Origin of the sequence: Rhizobium sp. PP-F2F-G48, from assembly GCF_004342335.1 — a bacterium.
GTDB lineage: Bacteria > Pseudomonadota > Alphaproteobacteria > Rhizobiales > Rhizobiaceae > Ferranicluibacter.
The window spans coordinates 14228-32892 of the sequence record NZ_SLVH01000011.1; the positions used below are offsets into that span (position 1 = coordinate 14228).

18 protein-coding genes and 4 pseudogenes are annotated in these 18665 nt (G+C 64.4%); 19 read left to right on the forward strand and 3 right to left on the reverse strand.

Features of this window, described 5'->3' with window-relative positions:
• Positions 1-595: 595 nt before the first annotated feature.
• The 10 genes and pseudogenes from C8J36_RS20620 to C8J36_RS20665 all read left to right on the forward strand — a co-directional run bounded on the left by C8J36_RS20620 (position 596) and on the right by C8J36_RS20665 (position 10672).
• On the forward strand, positions 596-778 hold the full coding sequence (locus C8J36_RS20620) for a hypothetical protein (protein WP_132537238.1): 183 nt from the start codon (positions 596-598) through the stop codon (positions 776-778).
• A 216-nt stretch (positions 779-994) separates the two neighbouring features.
• Positions 995-1975, forward strand: coding sequence for a DUF3991 and toprim domain-containing protein (locus C8J36_RS20625; RefSeq protein WP_132537239.1), 981 nt, complete (start codon positions 995-997; stop codon positions 1973-1975).
• Between the two features lie 145 nt (positions 1976-2120).
• Positions 2121-2723: a DUF1419 domain-containing protein gene (locus tag C8J36_RS20630; protein WP_132537240.1), complete on the forward strand. Its 603-nt coding sequence runs from the start codon at positions 2121-2123 to the stop codon at positions 2721-2723.
• A gap of 266 nt (positions 2724-2989) precedes the next feature.
• Positions 2990-5805 (forward strand): annotated as a pseudogene (locus C8J36_RS25450) (N-6 DNA methylase); the annotation flags it as partial.
• Positions 5806-6278: 473 nt separating this feature from the next.
• The gene (locus C8J36_RS20640) at positions 6279-6629 is read left to right on the forward strand and encodes a hypothetical protein (protein ID WP_132537241.1); all 351 of its coding nucleotides are present in this window, start codon (positions 6279-6281) and stop codon (positions 6627-6629) included.
• Positions 6605-6967: a hypothetical protein gene (locus C8J36_RS20645; RefSeq protein ID WP_245506670.1), complete on the forward strand. Its 363-nt coding sequence runs from the start codon at positions 6605-6607 to the stop codon at positions 6965-6967. Before C8J36_RS20640 ends, C8J36_RS20645 begins: the two co-directional genes overlap by 25 nt.
• Positions 6968-7633: 666 nt before the next feature.
• Positions 7634-8224, forward strand: a complete 591-nt coding sequence (locus C8J36_RS20650) for a hypothetical protein (RefSeq protein ID WP_132537242.1) — start codon at positions 7634-7636, stop codon at positions 8222-8224.
• Positions 8225-8363: 139 nt separating this feature from the next.
• Positions 8364-8605: pseudogene (locus tag C8J36_RS20655) on the forward strand (type II toxin-antitoxin system VapB family antitoxin).
• 23 nt (positions 8606-8628) lie between these two features.
• Positions 8629-9009, forward strand: a complete 381-nt coding sequence (locus C8J36_RS20660; RefSeq protein WP_348631371.1) for a type II toxin-antitoxin system VapC family toxin — start codon at positions 8629-8631, stop codon at positions 9007-9009.
• Positions 9010-10012: 1003 nt separating this feature from the next.
• Positions 10013-10672, forward strand: a complete 660-nt coding sequence (locus C8J36_RS20665; RefSeq protein WP_132537243.1) for a hypothetical protein — start codon at positions 10013-10015, stop codon at positions 10670-10672.
• Positions 10673-10690: 18 nt separating this feature from the next.
• Here C8J36_RS20665 and C8J36_RS20670 read toward each other — a convergent pair.
• Positions 10691-11436, reverse strand: a protein-coding gene (locus C8J36_RS20670) for an IS5 family transposase (RefSeq protein ID WP_132537244.1) whose coding sequence is annotated in 2 segments (ribosomal slippage) — positions 10691-11133 and positions 11133-11436 — 747 coding nt in all. Because the reading frame shifts where the segments join, the coding sequence is not laid out codon by codon here.
• Positions 11437-11936: 500 nt separating this feature from the next.
• Between C8J36_RS20670 and C8J36_RS20675 the strand changes: the two genes are divergently transcribed.
• Both C8J36_RS20675 and C8J36_RS20680 read left to right on the forward strand, forming a co-directional pair.
• Positions 11937-12866 carry a zincin-like metallopeptidase domain-containing protein gene (locus tag C8J36_RS20675; protein WP_132537245.1) on the forward strand — a complete coding sequence of 310 codons (930 nt, stop codon included), beginning with the start codon at positions 11937-11939 and terminating at the stop codon, positions 12864-12866.
• Positions 12866-13618 (forward strand): annotated as a pseudogene (locus C8J36_RS20680) (hypothetical protein); the annotation flags it as partial. The gene C8J36_RS20675 and the pseudogene C8J36_RS20680, both read left to right, overlap by 1 nt.
• A gap of 67 nt (positions 13619-13685) precedes the next feature.
• Here C8J36_RS20680 and C8J36_RS20685 read toward each other — a convergent pair.
• Entirely contained in the window at positions 13686-14681 is a 996-nt protein-coding gene (locus C8J36_RS20685) for an aldo/keto reductase (RefSeq protein ID WP_132537246.1), read from the reverse strand.
• 97 nt (positions 14682-14778) lie between these two features.
• On the opposite strand from C8J36_RS20685, the gene C8J36_RS20690 reads away from it, so the two are divergent.
• From C8J36_RS20690 to C8J36_RS25050, 7 genes and pseudogenes are all read left to right on the forward strand, one after another.
• The gene (locus tag C8J36_RS20690; protein ID WP_132537247.1) at positions 14779-15672 is read left to right on the forward strand and encodes a LysR family transcriptional regulator; all 894 of its coding nucleotides are present in this window, start codon (positions 14779-14781) and stop codon (positions 15670-15672) included.
• A gap of 79 nt (positions 15673-15751) precedes the next feature.
• A pseudogene (locus C8J36_RS20695) lies at positions 15752-15965 on the forward strand (hypothetical protein); the annotation flags it as partial.
• 57 nt (positions 15966-16022) lie between these two features.
• A complete protein-coding gene (locus tag C8J36_RS20700; protein ID WP_132537248.1) occupies positions 16023-16274 on the forward strand; it encodes a type II toxin-antitoxin system prevent-host-death family antitoxin in 252 nt (83 codons plus the stop codon).
• Positions 16267-16662 carry a type II toxin-antitoxin system PemK/MazF family toxin gene (locus C8J36_RS20705; RefSeq protein WP_132537249.1) on the forward strand — a complete coding sequence of 132 codons (396 nt, stop codon included), beginning with the start codon at positions 16267-16269 and terminating at the stop codon, positions 16660-16662. Before C8J36_RS20700 ends, C8J36_RS20705 begins: the two co-directional genes overlap by 8 nt.
• A gap of 612 nt (positions 16663-17274) precedes the next feature.
• Complete coding sequence (locus C8J36_RS20710; protein ID WP_092989911.1) at positions 17275-17586, forward strand: DUF736 domain-containing protein; 312 nt, start codon at positions 17275-17277, stop codon at positions 17584-17586.
• A 65-nt stretch (positions 17587-17651) separates the two neighbouring features.
• Positions 17652-17849 (forward strand): hypothetical protein, encoded by a 198-nt coding sequence (locus tag C8J36_RS20715; RefSeq protein ID WP_132537250.1) that lies wholly within the window; start codon positions 17652-17654, stop codon positions 17847-17849.
• Positions 17850-18189: 340 nt separating this feature from the next.
• On the forward strand, positions 18190-18327 hold the full coding sequence (locus tag C8J36_RS25050) for a hypothetical protein (protein ID WP_165915127.1): 138 nt from the start codon (positions 18190-18192) through the stop codon (positions 18325-18327).
• 31 nt (positions 18328-18358) lie between these two features.
• On the opposite strand, the gene C8J36_RS20720 is transcribed toward C8J36_RS25050, so the two are convergent.
• Positions 18359-18598 carry a WGR domain-containing protein gene (locus tag C8J36_RS20720; RefSeq protein WP_165915128.1) on the reverse strand — a complete coding sequence of 80 codons (240 nt, stop codon included), beginning with the start codon at positions 18596-18598 and terminating at the stop codon, positions 18359-18361.
• Between the last annotated feature and the right edge of the window lie 67 nt (positions 18599-18665).

An 18665-nucleotide genomic window follows, 5' to 3' on the forward strand; every position in this document is an offset into this window, starting at 1 on the left:
CTGCTCCGGTCGTCTCTAGCAGGACGTAATATATATTGCGTCTGATAAGGGGGTGGCTCGTCAAGCGACGGTTGAGGCGCCGACGGATCCGCATTGACGCTGAATACCTTTCGGCATCCGATCCACAGCATGCCTATTACGAGGCTCATCGACGAATGGCCAGAGCTCGAAGTGCGGGCAGGAATGGACTTCACGGTCGTGCTAGACATCGCTGACGCCGAAATCCAAGCGCGCACAACATCATAACCATCGCCGAACTCCGACGCTGCAACTTTTAGGGTCTTCTTGTTGGCGTGAGGCCGCGCCGGGAGGATGCGTGTCGCGTTCGAGCGGCTATCCAACAAGATCCGTGCCGAGACCGCGTCAGGGAAAGGCGTGCAGCTGCATCGGACACCTCGCAAGCAAGCCCGACCCGCTCTTTTTGGATGGCGTTCCTGGTCCATTCCCGGCCTTCCACGATCAACCCGCTTCGGGGTCCGCTACGCAAGCGTGCGGCCGCTTCCGGCTTCGCCTCTGCGGTGATCGCGGCCGGGCAAGGACACTGACGGAGCCATCGAGCGGGGATCGGCCTCGCTTCCCAAGATGGAACCCTCAGATGTCGCACGATTTTTCCCTCGCACAGTCGCACGCCTTCGCCCTTGCCCGCATCCTCATGGTTCCGGTCACACTCTTCCGGGTCGACGGCGAATTCGCCGTCCTGCCAAGCGACGAGCTCGACAGCGCCGACGTCGAAACGCTTGCCGAGTACGATCCTTTCGAATTCGGCCCGGCTCATTGAGCCGGGTTCGCCCTTCCGGGGGCGTGCCGCCGGCGTCCGGACAGCCGCAAGGGAGGCTTTGCCGCGGACAAGGCCGTGCGGTTCCCGCCCGCCTTGCATGCCCGCGCCCTTGCCCCCGGCCGTTCGCCGCGGCGGGACGGAGCGGCTTCCGCAGTTCCGCGGAAAAGATAGGCTGGAATGAAAGGAGGACCGGGCTGGAGAGTACCGGTGAACGCAATGGAAAAAAGGGATATCGAGGATTTGCGCGGCCGGGTGGCCTGCGCCGCCGTGCTGGAGAAGGCCGGCTTCGCGATCGACGTGAAGGAAAGCACCCGGCGCGCGATCAAGCACCGGCGCGGCGCCGAGATCGTCATCGTCATCCATGACGGGCGCGGCTGGTTCGACCCGCTTTCCGACGCCAAGGGCGACCTGTTCTCGCTGGTCATGCACCTCGATGGCGTCGACTTCGCGGAGGCCGTGACGCGGATCTCCGATCTGGTCGGCTTCGTCGCGAGCGAGCCAGCCTGGAAGCGCCAGTCCCGCACGAGCGATCCGGAGGCCTCTGTTCCCGACCGCTGGACGACGCGCCGCAAGCCGTGGCCCGGATCTGCGACTTGGCGCTACCTTTCGGAGGTACGGTTTCTCCCCGATGCGATCATCCGCGCCGCGCTCACCCAGGACGTCCTTCGCGAAGGTCCCAAGGGTTCCATGTGGGCGGCGCATATCGACGAGGGTGGCGCCGTGACCGGCTGGGAGGAGCGCGGCCCCGATTGGCGCGGCTTTGCCAGCGGCGGCGCCAAGACGCTGTTCCGTCTCGGTCCACCCGATGCCGAACGCTTTTGTGTCACGGAAGCGGCGATCGATGCTATGAGCCTCGCCGCGATCGAGGGCTTGCGGGAGGACACCTTCTATCTCAGCACCGGCGGCGGCTGGTCGCCGGCGACGGACAGGGCCATTCGCGCGTTGGTCGCCCGACCAGGCGCGCAGCTCGTCGCGGCGACCGACGCCAACAGCCAAGGCGAGGCCTTCGCTGCCCGCTGCCAAGAGATAGCGGAAGGGGCGGATTGCGGCTGGCTGCGGTTGCGGCCGTCGGCGGAGGACTGGAACGCGGTGCTGAAGACGAAAGGGATCGAAGAGCGGAAAAGACGAGAGGAGGGACGGGGAAGAAGGGGAGGGAAAACCCGGCCGCCGCATACCCGCCGGCCGCGTCAAGGGTGAAGCTTCGCCCGGCTCCGCCGGCCCTTGACCCGACCGGACGGAATGGCGGCCGCGGGGGATGGGTCCGGAAGGGCTGAAGAGGGATGAGCGGTCAGGTGGATCGCTTGGCGCTTGCAGCCCGGACAGGCCGAAGGAGCCGCCCCTGATGCAAAGACCGTTATTCCGTTCCATCAAGATCTTTCAGGGCGTCGCGAAGCGCCATGAGATGTACCGCCTGTTTGATCGCCACGCGCAGGATCCGGATATGAAATGCCGTCGCTCCGGCGTGCTGCATGCCGGCGAATGGTTCGAGATCGGCGAGGCCGAGCACGACCATATGTTCGAGATCCTGCCCCCGCTCTGGATGCGCGGCGACATGTTCGCGATGCGCGAGTTTCTCGCGGGCGACGTCACGAACGTCTTCTTCACGCTCAGTATCGACGGGCGCATCCGTTGGTTTCATGGCTATTGCGATCTCTCCGACAGAACTTCACCGGATCGGATGAAGACCGCGATTGTCGAGCGGGAGACGAGGCCCGTCCGGGCGATGACGCGCGAGGAACGGCTCGAGCATATCTGGAGCGCGACCCATGACGATTATCGCGGCTATGCCGGTTCACGCTGGCCCCAAGCCCTGCGCGGGACGCGCACGGTCCTGCTCTATGGCGACGGCACTTTCCTCAAGCGTCTCGACGATCTGACGGAGGCGGAGATCGCTGCCAAGCTGCCGGTGCAGCTCCGCCATCTCCCTGATGCTGTCGCCGCGTGAGAGGAGGGTGCTCGAGCGGATGATCCTGTCTCGACCGATGGCCTCGGCTTGATCGCCGAAAGCCGGGAAACCCGTGCCCGAGTGCCATCGCTCGCCGGTTTCGCCGGCTGGGACGGATTTGCCTGGCTCTTTCTGACCACTGGCGGGCCGACCGACGCGGTCATGCCCTGACCTTTGGAACCATCCCCTTCACCCGCCCACGCTCTGTCGCCTGCCGGCTCTTCCGGCGGGGCGACAGTGCGCGCCGTTCATTCAGGAGAATTTCCATGTCTCACGACGATCCCTTCACGCTCGACCTCTTCGGCAGCTCGTCGCTGTCCTCCGGCTTCCACCTCGGTGTCACGGCCTTCGCGCCGGGGCCGGATTTAGCGCCCGACGATGACGATCCACCACCTGCTTCTCCAGCGGCGGCGCTCACGCCTTCGGCGAGCCGACGGGCGACGGCTGCCGTCTCACGGGAGCGCGGCGAGAATTTCCACCTCGACGGCGTGCGTGGCCTTGCCCGCTCCTGGAAGGCGCGGGCTCGCGACGCGCTGGCCGCTATCCGGCTTGCCGCCGAGATCGAGGGCGCGGTGCGTCCGGCCACCCGGGCGAGCAGGAGAAGCTCATCTGCTTTACAGGCTTCGGCGCCTCGGAGCTTGCGACCCGCATCTTCCGCCGCCCCGGCGAGGATGGTTTCGCCAAGGGTTGGGAGGAAATCGGTTCGGAACTGGAGACTGCCGTCTCGGCCGCGGACTATGCCTCGCTCGCCCGCTGCACCCAGTATGCCCAATTCACGCCGGAGTTCATCGTGCGGGCAATCTGGGCCGGGCTCCAGCGGCTGGGATGGCGGGGAGGGCGTGTGCTGGAGCCGGGGATCGGCACGGGCCTCTTCCCGGCCCTGACGCCGGAGGCGCTTCGAGCCGTCAGCCATGTCACCGGCGTCGAGCTTGATCCGGTGACCGCCCGCATTGCCCGGCTTCTCCAGCCCCGCGCCCGCATCCTTGCCGCCGACTTCGCTCGTATCGACTTGCCCGCTGCGTTCGATCTCGCGATCGGCAATCCGCCCTTCTCCGAGCGGACGGTCCGCAGCGATCCGGCCTTTAGCAGACTCGGCCTCAGGCTGCACGACTACTTCATCGTCAAGGCGATCGACCGGCTGAAGCCGGGCGGGCTTGCCGCCTTCGTCACCTCGAGCGGTACGATGGACAAGGCGGATGCCCGCGCCCGCGAGACGATCGCCGGGCAGGCCGATCTCGTCGGTGCGATCCGGCTGCCCGAAGGCAGCTTCCGGCGCGACGCCGGCACGGACGTCGTGGTCGATATCCTGTTCTTCCGCAAACGCCAGGCGGGGAAGCCTGAGGGCGATCAGACATGGCTCGACATCGACGAGGTCCGCGCCGCGACCGGCGAGGAGGGCGCGATCCGCGTGAACCGCTGGTTTGCGCGGCATGCGGATTTCGTGCTTGGCGACCACGCGCTGACGTCGGGTCCATTTGGCGAGACCTACACGTGCCAGCCCCGACCGGACGCCGATCTGGCAACCGCCCTCGACGACGCCATCCTCTCTCTTCCGGAAGCCCTTTACGACGGCGAACCCGAGCCCATCGATGCCGACGACGACGCTGACGTTACCGAGCCCGTCCGCATCGGCACGGTCGCCGATGGCGCAACGATCCGCGAGGGCAGCTATCTGGTCGATGTCCGGCACGGCCTGATGCAGATCGTGGACGGCATCCCCGTCGCGGTTCCCACACGCCGGGGCCGAAGCGGTGATGGCCTGCCGGAAAAGCATGTCCGGATCATCCGGAAACTGATCCCCCTCCGCGACGCTCTGCGCGAGGTGTTGAAGGCGCAGGAACTGGACCGGCCATGGCGCGATGCGCAGGTCCGGCTCCGCATCGCCTGGAGCGCATTCGTGCGAAGCTTCGGCCCGATCAACCTGACCGTGGTGTCGAGCAGCGAGGATGCCGAGACCGGCGAGGTGCGCGAGATCCACCGCCAGCCCAACCTCATCCCCTTCCGCGACGATCCCGATTGCTGGCTGGTCGCCTCGATCGAGGACTACGACCTCGAGACGAACATGGCAAAGCCCGGACCGATTTTTACCGAGCGGGTGATCGCGCCGCCCGCGCCACCGGTCATCACGTCCGCCGCCGACGCGCTCGCCGTGGTGCTCAACGAACGCGGCCATGTCGATCCCGACGATATCGCCGAACTGCTGCATCGGCCTGTGGAGGACATCGTCGCGGAGCTTGGAGGCGCCATCTTCCGCGACCCGTCCGACGGGTCCTGGCAGACGGCCGACGCCTATCTCTCCGGCCCCGTCCGCGACAAGCTGAGGGGGGCTGAAGCGGGCGCGGCTCTCGATCCCGTCTATGAGCGCAACGTCGCCGCGCTCAAGGCCGTGCAGCCTGCTGACCTCAGGCCCTCCGACATCACCGCGCGTCTGGGTGCGCCGTGGATACCGGCGGTCGATGTCGTGGCCTTCGTCGCCAAGACGATGGGCGCGGAGATCCGCATCCATCACATGCCGGAGCTTGCGTGCTGGACAGTCGAGGCGCATCAGCTCGGATACAGCGCCGCCGGCACGTCCGAATGGGGCACCGACCGCCGCCATGCCGGCCAGCTTCTCTCCGACGCGTTGAACTCGTCCGTCCCGCAGATCTTCGACATCGTGAGGGACGGAGACAGCGAGAGGCGGGTGCTGAACGTCGTCGACACGGAGGCGGCGAAGGAGAAGCTCTCGAAGATCAAGACGGCCTTCCAGTCCTGAGTCTGGTCCGATCCCGACCGGACAGACCGTCTGGCCCGGATCTACAACGACCGCTTCAACAACATCGCCCCGCGGGCCTTCGACGGATCGCATCTGCAGCTGCCCGGCGCCAGTGGCGCCTTTCAGCTTTATGGCCATCAGAAGCGCGGCATCTGGCGGATCGTCTCGGCAGGCTCGACCTATCTGGCGCATGCGGTCGGCGCGGGAAAGACGAGGACGATGGCCGCCGCCATCATGGAGCAGCGAAGGCTCGGCCTGATCGCCAAGGCTATGCTGGTCGTGCCCGGCCATTGTTTGGCGCAGGCTGCCCGCGAGTTTCTGGCGCTCATGTCCGCACAGCACATCCAAGATCTCGCGCCGCTCGGCGCGATCATCCACTACGCCGACGGTATGGCAAGACCGCCCGCGCATCACCGGCGCAAGCTCGAGTTCTGGGAGAACACCAACAATGCCGGACAGCTGATCCGCAAGCAACCGGGAGGCCATCGCGGAATCGAGGGGTTTTCGGCGACGTTCACGCTCCACAAGGGCGATCTCGGTCAGGGCGGGATCATCCTCGTCCGGGTGCACGAGACCTTCGATATCCGCAGCCGCCTGACCTTCACGATCATTGAGCGTCCCCGGATTGGTTCGGTGCGCGTTCTTTCAGGCGAAGGCGACGATCGGGAGCTTCTGCATCTCGCCGACGATCTCACCGCGGCGGAGCGGTGGCGTGAGCTCAGTGGCTATCGTCAGGCGGTGCTCGATCCGGTCACGGCTGACGAGCATGCCGCCGATGTTGTCGAGGGGAGGGCTGTCGCATGACCGGCGCAACGTTGGACTCCGCTTCCGACGCCGTCGTTACCTTCGGGCGCACGGCCGACGGACTGGTGGCCGCGCGCGTCGCCAACGACGCCTTCGTCATGGTCCCCGGCCGGATCGGTGGCTTTTACCTTGCCACCGGTTGGCGGCTCTCCGGGGTCATCGAGACGTGGACACGGTCTGACGTCTACGGCCATGGCGGCGATCTCGCGGATGAAGCCGACTTCCGCCTTCATCTCGACCGGCATCTCGACGACCGCCGCGAGCGCTTGGCGCTCGCCCGACGCGACGTTCGCACACCGGACGGACCGTCCGGATTTGTTGGATGGCAGGGGAGGCGCGCGCGATGATGCGGCACCATCCTCACCCCGGAAAGCTCGATCCCGGCGCGCTCGCCCGAATGGAGGAGGCACGGCGGCAGACCCGGCACCAGCTGGACCTGATCGAGCGACAAATCGTTCGCGCCATGACGGCGGCGATGCCCGCGCTACGCGACAGACGCCAGCGTTCCTGTCGCGACAGGTCGCCCGACCCGGCCGCCTTCATGCGGCGCTATCGCGAGATCCTCTCCGCCATCACGGCCGAGCGGCAACCCGAGATCGATGCGCTGTCGCGCAAGCTCCCCGGCCAGGATCAAGCCATCGAGCACTGGCGACGTCGCCTGCTGTCAGCGCAGTCCGCCGCGTGAAAGCCGTGCGATCTGACCTCCGTCGTTGAGCAGATCCGACGGAAGGACATCATGCCGGTTCCCGACGATCGAGGCGACCTGTTGCATTGTGCCAGAGCCGAGGCCGGTCAGCGTCGGGCGGCGGTGGCCTGTGCTGGCCTTATCGGTGCCCCTCTCTTCCGACTCCACCATCTCGACCGGCATTGTGGACGCGTCGCGGACGCCCCGGTCGCGGCGGGAAGGCGGCCTCCGAGCGAGGCGGGTTGGCGTGAAGGTCAGGTCGACCGGACCTTGATGACCTTTTCCGCTCGAGACTGCCCGGGGAGGCTGGCAGTGGCCGAGCGGCTCCCTCACCACGCCCTGGCGTGATCCCTTCTCGATCCCGGCTTCCCGTTTCCGGCCCATGTCGGTCTCCCCTCCGGTTTGCTGCGGTCTGAACCGGCGGCCGTTGGCTTCAAGGCCGCGTGCCGCGCCGCGGGGCGGCCGGGTCCCGCCGATCTCGCAAAGCGCACCCGCGTCCCGCGCAAGGGCTCAAAGTGCCCTGCTTGGCCGCAAGCCCGCTCCGCTCGCCTGGCAGAACCCGGACCCTGAAGCCCCCGTCTTCCGCCGGTTCCTGGTGACCGCACCGAAGGGAAGACCGGCAAGGGCCGGAGCTGCTTCGGAAACGACCCTCGAAAGGATCACACCATGGCCAAGGCTGCACGCTCTACTGCCTCCTCCAACGCCCGCGTTGTCCAGCTGCGCAAGGGTACGACCCTCGAAATGGTCCGGCTCGCCTGCCCGGACGCAACCCAGGCCAGCCTCATCTCGGAAAGTTTCGGCCTGCCCCTCCTCGACAGCGACGGCATTCGCGACCGGCACGAACGCCTGCTGATCGAAACCGCCGAGGCGATGCGGGAGGGCGTTGGCGACCGGGCGATGCAGATCCACCTCCAGCGCATCGTCGGCGCCTTTGTCGGCTCGGCCTATGGTGCCGGGCAGTTCTACTCCCGCGCCGTGACCGAGGCGCGCGACCTCACCGCCAAGCTTGCCAACGACACGCGCGACGAGGATCTCGACGGTCCCGCCGGCTTCCAGAGCGCCGCGCAGCGCAAGCGCGAGTTCGCCGCCGACATGGCGCTTCAGTCCCACAGCCTGCGCATGGCGGCCGAAGGCGCGGTCGCGGCCTACGAGCAGCTCGTCGGCGAGCGCTGGAAGCCCTTCGAGCGGCAGATCGAGAACGCCGGCGCGACCGTCGATCGCAAGGCTGCCGATCTCCAGATGGCGGCGCTTGGCTGAGAGCCAAGGCGGGCGGGGCTTCGGCCTCGCCTGTCCGCTTCGCGTACCGCGCTGGGAAAGCCTGCAAGCTCTTGCATCCTCGGCGATGTAGACGCAGTCATCTGCATTGCATTGTCAGTTTCCCTACATAGAGGGCCTCATGCCGATCAACGTCAACAATCCGGAGGCCGATGCCCTCACACGCAAGTTCGCGCAGATGGCGGACCTCAGCATCACCGAAGCGATCGTAATCGCCATGAAGGAGGCGATCGAGCGCCGGCGCAACATCGAGACGCCGCTTCAGACGGCCGCGAGGCTGCGCGAGACGGGATCACGCTGACCGAGGCTGCGCGTATGCCGCTCGGGGCCCAAGCCTTCGACGAGATGTGGGAGAACCGCTGATGTATATCGACGCCTGAGCGATCATCGCGCTCCTGTCCGACGAGCCAGAGGCGGAGCGGGTGTCTGCGGCGTTGGCGGGCGCCGCCAAGCGCATCACCTCGCCGGTCGCCATCCTCGAAGCCGTCCTCGGCCTCGCCCGTCCCGACAAGTTCGGCCTGAGCGTCGAGGCGGTGGAACTGATCGTCCTCGAATTCCTGGAGGCGCGGGGCATCGAGATCCGGGATCTGCCGCCGGCCAAGCGCACGGTCGCCCTGTCGCTTTCGGCCGCCTATCGCTATCGCGCCGGGCGGCATGGTCTCAATCTCGGCGACTGCCTGCATTATGCCTGCGCCAAATACTATCGCGTGCCGATCCTGGCGACGGCCGACGCGTTCACAAAGACCGATCTCGACGTCGTGCCATAGGTGGCAACCCCGGTATTCCTGCGCTCCGCGGCTTACCGGCTCTCGTCGGAGGTCTGGTCGGTGCGTTGACCCTCGCGTGATGCGAGTCGCGCGCTCCGCATCCTCTTCCAACGGGGCACGGCGCGTTCCTGCAAGACGGACGGAAGCAGCCGCATCCACCGCTTTCCCGGCGGCAGGTCCACCGCCGGGGCTCTGCGTGTCTTCTGCCGCTTGCCCGGCTCCGGTGTTTCGGAGACGGAGACGGCATCCTCCCTTACCTCCAAGGCAGCATCGTTCGCGACGAACGGACCGTCCTTCTCGGCAATTGCCGCTGTCGTATGTGAGACATCCTTCTCTTCCGGGAGCTGCGGCTCGACCGGTTCGTGAGGGGCATCGGACGTCTGGGAAACGGCAGCCATGGGCGACAGCTCAGGCAGGATACGCGCCTGTCCGGCGGTTCGCGGCGCAAACAGCCTTTCCGCCATCGCTCGGGCATCGTGATCCGACGATGCGCCAGGTCGTGTTCCCGGGTCGGCGCGCGGCTCCGTCCCATGGATGTTGCTTTCCATCCAGCTTGCCTTCGGCATCGCCGACCTGTTGAGCAGATGCCGTTTCGGCCGCTTCAATTCGACGGTGAAGCCTCCCTTCGCGCGTGACATTCGGTCCTGGAATTCCTGTTTGCAGATGTGGATGGGAAAGTCGTCCGATATGCCGCCGGGCCTGCCACTCTCAATGGAACTTGGAGCGATGTTAGGGCCTGTTGACAAAGTGGATTTTAAAATCAGGAGAAGCGCGACTCAAGCCTGCGTTTTAGGAGGCTATGTTGGCCCGTCGCGATCTATTGGATACTCGGGGTGATGGATTTACCGAGACGGGCATTCCGAATTTTAACAGTGTCCGACAAATTTGTTTCTTCCTGTCGAACATTTCAGGTTTTTCTACCAAGAGATAGATGATGTCCCGACATCGTATTATTCGTTGCGCCACTGTTATGTGCCTCACGAGCCTGTTGACAGGTTGTGACATGCTCGGGTTCCATTCGTGGCAATGGAACCAGAAGGTCACCATCATTGTGGAGACGCCGGACGGTGTGAGAACGGGCGATTCAGTACAAAATGTCGTGTGGTATGAAAGTCCACATTGGTCAAAGATCGGGGATAGCGGCGGCTGGTTCACGAATGATTTGGAAGGCGAAGCCGCTTTTGTCGAGGTTGCCCCTAACAAATATTTATTCGCGCTATTGAAAACGTATGACGCTCCTTCTGGAAATAAAGTCTTTCGTCCGCAGCCCGTTAAGCGTCCTTACAGCACCGCGGATGGCTTCAGGAATCAAATCCGCTCGGAAAACGAGGCTATCCGAGCATCCCGAGAAACACGGGAAATTCCGAGAGCAAGCTTTCCGACATTGGTGACCTTCACAGACCCAACGGATCCCTCAACGGCGGTGGAGGTAGAACCAGAAAATCTCGAAGCCGTTTTCGGCAAAGGCTACCGGCTCGTGTCTGTTCGACTAGGAATCACGACTGAGCCGCTAAAGACCGGTTCGGTTGAACAGGCGCTCGGGCACGAATTTTTTAAGATATGGCGCGCTCAATTTGATCGCCTTTTCAAAGAGATCGGACCTTTTGGTCGGTTCCCGTTCGCATTCAAACTTCTCAAAGAAGATTTCATCACCGGAGGATAAGTGTCTCTTTCCATAGAGTTAAGCCCTGTCGACAAAGTATGGCAGCCAGATCTTTGCGGCGGCCAGAGCGAGGAATGCGGAAAAGGATTTTCGGGTCTTGTCGTATCGGGTCGCAACGCGACGGAACTGCTTGAGGCGGTTGAACATCCGCTCGATACGGTTTCGATCCTTGTATACCCGGAAGTCGCAGGGAGGCGGGTTCTTCCGGTTTGCTTTTGGGGGAATAACCGGCCTGATCCCGTGGATCAGGAGTTCTTCACGTAGGAAATCACCGTCGTAGCCCTTGTCAGCAAGGAACAGCCTCGGCTTGCAGACCGGTATTGCCAGTAGATCCAGACCGGCGTTGTAGTCTGAAGCCTCGCCACCCGTCAGGACGAAGCCAAGAGGGCGACCCTGACCGTCTGCACGGGCGTGGATTTTCGTCGTAAAGCCGCCGCGTGATCGACCAAAAGCCTCCTGATAAGCCCCCCTTTAGCGCCCGCAGCCTGAGAATGGCCGCGAACCGTGGTGCTGTCGATCATATGCTGCCAGTCATCCGTCAGCCCCAGTTCGACGAGGGTCTCAAGCAGAGCGTCCCAAACGCCTTGTTCGGCCCAACGGCGGAAACGCACATAGACCGAATTCCACTTTCCGTAGCGCTCATGCATATCGCGCCAGGGACAACCTACCCGAAGAACATGCAGCATGCCGTTCAGATATCGTCGATTATCGTGAGAAGGCCGAGACTTCCTCCCACGCTCGGTGGGCAACAGCCCCTCGATGATCCGCCATTACATATCCGTCAAGTCGCCGCGAGCCAAAACTGCCTCCTGAAAGGCAGTCTTGAATCATACTTCAGATAATTTGGGCATCCACTTTGTCAACAGGACCTAGCGCCAGCGGGGCAGGGCGGATGTCAGTGACGCAAGGAACCAAGTTGCCTCGCGGGGCGCGTGTGGCTTCGAGTCATTCTTTTGAATGTAGTCGTCGCGTGTGCGTCCAGGAAGCATGTCTTTAAGCGATAGACCTGCACCTTAAGTAAAAGGCGAAAGAGGAACAAAGCGGAAAAAAGCCAGACCGCGTTTCGCGGCCCCGTCCCGGCGGGCGGTCCTGCCGGGGCCGGGCGCCGGCACAACGGCTTCGCCGTCCTCCTCTGCGTTCCGGCCCTTCGCATCCTTCGCTGCACTCGGCCGCATTCGGGTGCGCCATCTCCCTGAATGCCCCGGCTGACGGACCTCCGTGACGGGGCCGCGATCGGCGCGGCCTCCAGACGGAGGTTCAGGACATGAAGAAGAAACAGGATGAAGCGGGGCGCATCGACATCTATGCGCGGATTACCGACCGCATCGTCGCGGATCTGGAAAAAGGCGTCAAACCCTGGATGCAGCCCTGGAGCGCTGCGAATGTGTCAGGCCGTATCACTCGGCCGCTGCGCCATAACGGCGAGCACTATTCGGGAATGAACGTTCTCCTGCTCTGGTCGAAGGCGGTCGCGCGCGGGTTTTCGTCCCCGATCTGGATGACGTTCAAGCAATCCGTCGAGCTCGGTGCCCATGTCCGCAAGGACGAGAGTGGCGCTACGGTCGTCTTCGCCAGTCGGTTTACCAAAACGGAAGGCGACGGCGCCGGCGGCGAGGTGGAACGGGACATCCCGTTCATACGCGCCTATACCGTCTTCAACGTCGAGCAGATCGACGGGCTATCCGAGCGCTATCATGCCCCGGTCCAGCCCGTCCTCAATCCCGTTGCCCGGATCGCCACTGCGGATCGCTTCTTCGCCCAGACCGGCGCGGTGATCCGCCATGGCGGCACGAAGGCCTTCTTCGCGCCGGACGCCGATATCATCCAAATGCCGCCCTTCGAGACCTTCCGGGACGCGGCCTCGTATGTCGCCGTCCTCAGCCATGAGGCCACCCACTGGACGGCGCCGGCCCACCGCGTCGGCCGCGATCTCTCGCGCTACCACAAGGACCGTAGCGAACGCGCGCGCGAGGAACTCGTGGCCGAGCTCGGAAGCTGCTTCCTCTGCGCCGATCTCGGCATCGTGCCGGAGCTGGAGCCTCGCGACGATCATGCGAGCTATCTCGCCTCCTGGCTGAAGGTCCTGTCCGGCGACAAAAAGGCGATCTTCCAGGCTGCCGCCCATGCGCAGCGCGCTGTCGCCTTCCTGCACGCGCTGCAGCCGGCGACCCAGGAAGAGCGGGAGGTCGCCTGATGTTGCAGTCTCCAGCTTCGATATGGGGAGGGGAGGGCGCCTCCGCACCTTTATCTCCGCACTTGCATGTTCTCAGCCTCGGCGCCGGCTTGCAATCGACGACGCTGGCGCTAATGGCGGCGCATGGCGAGATCGGACCGATGCCCGACTGCGCCATCTTCGCCGATACCGGCTGGGAGCCCCGAGCGGTCTACGACCACCTCGCCTGGCTGATGTCGCCGAACGGCCTGCCGTTCCCCGAGCATATCGTCTCGGCCGGGAGCATCCGCGACGGCCTCATCGAGGCCGCGAGGGGGCGACGCTGGGCGTCGATCCCGGCCTTCACGAAGATCGTGACGCCGGCGGGAACCGAGGTGCCAGTTCTCGATGAGGACAAAGAGGGCGAACTGGTCGAGGTTTCGACACGGCGCACGGTACCCGAGACGGCCTCCATCGGCATGATCCGCCGCCAATGCACGGGCGATTTCAAGATCGTGCCGATCCGCAGGAAGGTGCGCGAGCTTGCCGGCCTCACCCGCCGGCGCTCGCCTAGGCACGCCATCGTCGAGCAATGGCTCGGGATTTCGCTGGACGAAGTGGTGCGCATGAAGCCTTCGCGCGAGGCCTGGCAGGTCAACCGCTGGCCGATGATCGAGCGGCACAGCTATCACCGCCTGCCGACGAGCGCCTGTATCGGCTGCCCATTTCATTCCGATACCGAATGGCGGACGATGCGCGACGATGATGAGCACTACGTCTACGCGATAGCCCTCTAACGCAGCATCCATGGCCCTGGCAAGGATGCAGTGGACGGGGGCCGCAGCCACTGTCCACCGGCACTCAGCCATCTACCAGAGCCAGAGCCTCAGCAGTATAGCGACCGCCGCTGATCCCTTCCTTCGGCATCGCCCGCTCGATCGCCGCAAGGTCCTCGGTGGACAATGTCACCGTCGCGGCCGCCGCATTTTCTTCGAGGTGCCTGATCTTGCGGGCGCCGGGGATGGGCACGATGAACTCACCCTGGTGCAGGACCCAGGCGAGCGCGAGTTGTGCCGGAGTCATGCTCTTGTCGGCGGCCATCGCCGCGAGGACGTCGAGAAGCGGCCGGTTTGCGGCAAGGTTCGCCGCCTCGAACCGCGGCAATGTCCGGCGGAAATCATCCGCCGCAAGGCTTTCGCGCTCCCGGATCGCCCCGGTCAGCAGGCCGCGTCCCAGCGGACTATAGGGCACGAAGCCGATGCCGAGCTCCCGGCACGTCGGCAAGATTTCGGCTTCGGGTTCGCGACTCCACAGCGAATATTCGCTCTGGACCGCCGCGATGGGATGAACGGCATGCGCCCGACGAAGGGTGGCCGCGCCGACCTCCGACAATCCAAGCGTCCGGACCTTGCCGGCCCGCACCAGATCCGCCATCGCACCGACCGTTTCCTCGATCGGCACGTCGGGGTCGACGCGGTGCTGATAGAAGAGATCGATCGCATCCACGCCGAGCCGCTTCAGCGAGGCTTCGCAAACGGCACGCACATGCGCCGGCCGGCTGTCGAGGCCGATCATCCGCTCGGTTCCATGCCCGTGATCGCTGATCTTGAAGCCGAACTTGGTGGCGATGACGACGCGCTCGCGCATGCCTTTGATCGCCCGGCCGATTAGTTCTTCGTTTTCGTAAGGACCGTACACTTCCGCTGTGTCGAGGAACGTGACGCCGATGTCGACGGCGCGGTGAAGGGTGCGGATCGAATCGGCTTCGGGCTGTCCGCCGTAGGCGAAGCTCATTCCCATGCAGCCAAGGCCCATAGCCGAAACCGCGAGCTCCGTTCCAAGATGACGCTTGTCCATGATGTTGCTCCTTGTTGAACAGAGCCTCAAAATAGAGGGCAGGAGACTGATCGATAAGCCGCGACAGGCTCAATGACCTGTTCTATTCTGCTCACCAATGAAGCGGACCGATCTCCCAGCATTGTCGATCTTCGCCACGGTTGCCAGGCATGGCAGCTTCCGCGGGGCCGCCCGTGCGGAGGGGATATCGGTGTCGGCGATCAGCCACGCGGTGCGAGGGCTGGAAGAGAGCCTCGGTTTTCGACTGCTGGACCGCACGACCCGAAGCGTCGCTCCGACCGAAGCCGGCCGCCGCCTTCTCGAAGGCCTGGCCCCCGCGCTCGCCTCGATCAGCGATGCCATCGAAGGCGCAGGCGAAACCGGCCATCAGATAACGGGCACGATCCGATTGTCGGTGCCACGTTCGGCGGCCGAACTCGTTCTGCTACCGCTCGTGCTCGCCTTTACGAAACGCCATACGGGGGCGGCGGTCGACATGCGGGTCGAGGACGGTCTGACCGACATCGTCGCCGGCAGCTTCGACGCCGGAGTGCGGTTCGGCGAGAGCCTGGAGCAGGACATGATCGCCGTTCCGATCGGACCGCGTCAGCGCACGGCAATAGTGGGGTCGCCCGCCTATTTCGAGACGCATCCGACGCCGGCGACACCGCACGACCTCGCCGATCATGTCGGTATCCGCCGGCGCTTCGCGGGCGGAGCGTTGTATGACTGGGAGTTCGAAAGGGACGGCTTTGCGATGACGGTCGCGATGCAAGGGCCGATCACGCTGAACGACGACGGATTGATCGTCGAGGCGGCGCTGGCCGGGGCCGGCCTCGTCTACGCGTTCGAGGGACAGGTGCTGGACAGCATCAAGGCCGGCACGTTGGTGCGCGTTCTGGAAGACTGGTGCGAGCCCTTTTCGGGTTTCTATCTCTACTATCCCAGCCGCAGACTGATGCGGCCCGTGATGCGAGCTTTCATCGATTGCGTCCGCTCTTCACCACAATGACGGGCAGTGTATCGAGCGGCGATCGGCGGCTTTTGTGTAGCCCCAGCGTAGAATATCCGGCCATAGCGTGGGATCGGCGGGCTGGCGGACGATGCGCGAGGAGGACTCCGAAGCCTGGCTCGATGCCGTCGCGGTCGATCGGGCTATCCGCACCGGCCTGCGCGGCATTCGTGGCGAGGTCTACCTCCACCGCTCGGCCGTACCCCCTGGATGAGGCCGACCTCTCGACCGCCGCCAATCGCTATCAGCTCGATCTCTGGCTCAATGAGTGCGAGGACCTGTGCGGTGTATGATCACGTTCTTGCTGAATCAGGTAAATTACGTATAGTAGGTACTTCCTTGGAGGCCACATGAAGCAGTTCACCTTTTCCGATATGAACCGGGCGTCCGGCGAAATTCTTGAAGCCGCGCTCATGGAACCTGTCGCCCTTACCAAACATGGCAAGGAAAAGCTGGTGATCATGACGGCTGAGCGCTACGGCCAACTCGTCGGTGATCCCCACACCGTCGCATATGGATTGAACGATGCGCCTCAATCCGTTCACGACGAGCTCATGACCGGTCTCGATGCCTTGCTAGCCGGCGAAGACCGTCATGCTTGAGCCCGGCGACATCGTTCGCTTCTATTATCTCTGGAAGCGCCAAGCCGACATGGGCGAGGAATCTGGCCGCAAGGCTCGCCCCGTCTGCGTCGTCGTCCGGACACCAGACCGACCCGGGAAAGTCTTCCTGTTTCCGATCACCTCGCAGCATCCCGATCCTTCACGTATGAGCCTTGCCATCAGCCCGATGGAGTGCCGCCGCGCCGGCCTCGACTTTCCCTGCTGGATGATCCTCGACGAGTACAATCGAGTCGATCTCGACAAGGCCTTCGATTTCGAGTCCACCACACCGGTCGGCGCTTTGAGTCCTGCCTTTCTGAAAGCCGTCGCGGCTGCGATCAGGCAAGCCGCCGCCAGCCGTCCCATATCCAGCGTCAATCGTTCCTGACGACCTCGCCCCGACGGCGGAGCTTCGCACTGTCAGCCATCCGCGCAGGCCCCGGTTGGGAGCGAGCGACACCATCGGTCCCGACCTCCTTCAAGGCCAAACGATGAGGGGCGGGAAACTCGGATCCCGGCGAGCGAGCTTGCGAGTTCGGGGCGCTCGAGGGCTTTCCGGGGCTTTGTTCTCGCCGGCAATTGTCCGAATTTCGGCGTCGACGGTACGATCGATAAGATCAAGGTCGGCAGTTGTGCGACGGGAGGAAAAGCCTGCATCAACGGCGGTACTGCGGCCGGCTGTGCTTCAATTCGTCGATGACAGACACGCCACGGATCGAGATCCTTCCGCGTTCCATGATCGGCACGCCCCGGCACGTCCTCGATGTATGGGTGTGACCGCGGGACGACTGCGTCTCGATCGCCTGACCGCAACGACCGTCCGCACCTTTCTTCCCCTGCTCGCTGCGCTCCCATTCCTCGCGGTCCAAGAAAGCCGCTCCCGGCCGTCCTACATTCCATTTCGGTCCCCTCGGGATGCGGTGGCGATCGCCAGCGGTCTTCGACACCCCATCGAGACCGCGCAGGGGCGCGGCCCGAGCAAACCGAAAGGATCACGACCATGGCAGTCATCGGCGAATTCACCACCAGCGGCAACACCATCCTGGGCACCGTCCGCACTCTCACCGTCGGCTTCAAGGCCCGCCTCAACCCCATCGACCGCACCTCGCGCGACGCGCCCGATTTCCGGGTCATGAGCGGCATGGCCGAGGTCGGCGCTGCCTGGAAGGCCACGTCCAGCGACGGCGAGCCCTACATCTCGGTCAAGCTGGACGATCCGAGCTTCCCAGCTCCGATCACCGCTGCCCTCTGGCCTGCAGAGACCGACGGCGACTACGCCCTCGTCTGGTCCCGCCAGAAGCGCGACGCCTGACAGCGCAAGGGCCTCGCCCGAGAGGGCGGGGCCACCTTCTCTAGGCCGACAACCGGAGCATCGACATGGCCGAACCATCCACATCCACATCCACCCGCACCCCGAACGCCGAGGACATCGCCTTCTGGCCCGACGGCGCCTGGGCTCGCCTCGGTGACGTCAGTCGCGGCGACTTCGACTGGAAGTCCGACGATTACGAGGTCGTCCTGATGGAAAACACCTTGCGCCTGCGCGAGCTCACAGTCTTCGACGAGCTGAGTTGACCACCGTCGTCCCATCGCTCGGCGGCAGCGATCGTCCCTCGCACGCTGAGTGATGCGAGCGCAATCGTTGGATCCGCATCTGGCGGAGATTATGATTGCTCCTTAAGTGGCGCCGCTTCGCGTCGCGAGGGTGCCGACGGGTGCCACACTGGACCTTTCCCTCCCTGATAGAGCGGCAGTGTACGGCTCGGCGTCGCGCCTCAAGGACGCACGGTTACCCCAAAATGCTCGCGCATTTCGGCTCCCCCATGCGCCGGCTCCGCCGGTCGCGTGGCCGCGATCCTTGACCCGCGTCCGTCTCACACGTCGCCGGACCTCCTTATCAACGAAGGAGCTTCCCATGACCTACGACATCTTCCTCGACATCGCTGAACTGCGCGCCGAACTGGCTTCCTGCTATCTTACCAAGCGCGAGCGCGCGGAGAGCCTGAAGCGCCTCGCGAGCCTCATCGAGAAGGCGAAGGAGGCGGAGGCGTAAGCCTCTCTTCCCATGTCGGGAGCGATGCCACTCAGCGGTAGCCGCGACGCCGCTTGCTGCGCTCGAGACGGTCGCAGGCAGCGCTTGCCGCTTCCGCCTCGTCGTAAGTGTCGATCTTCGTCCGCCCACCCGTGCCGATCCGTCCCCAGTTCCGTAGGAGAGAGACATCGCCGAAGAGCGTCGGCTGGAGTGAGAGCAGGTAGAAACGCGCCATGTTGCGCTCGGGATCGATCCGGGTTAGGTGCAGCGGCTCATCGACAGGCTTGTCCATAAGCCAAGTTTGACTTCGATCCATCATATCGTCCAACGACTTCGATGAATCGATCCGCGTCGATTGA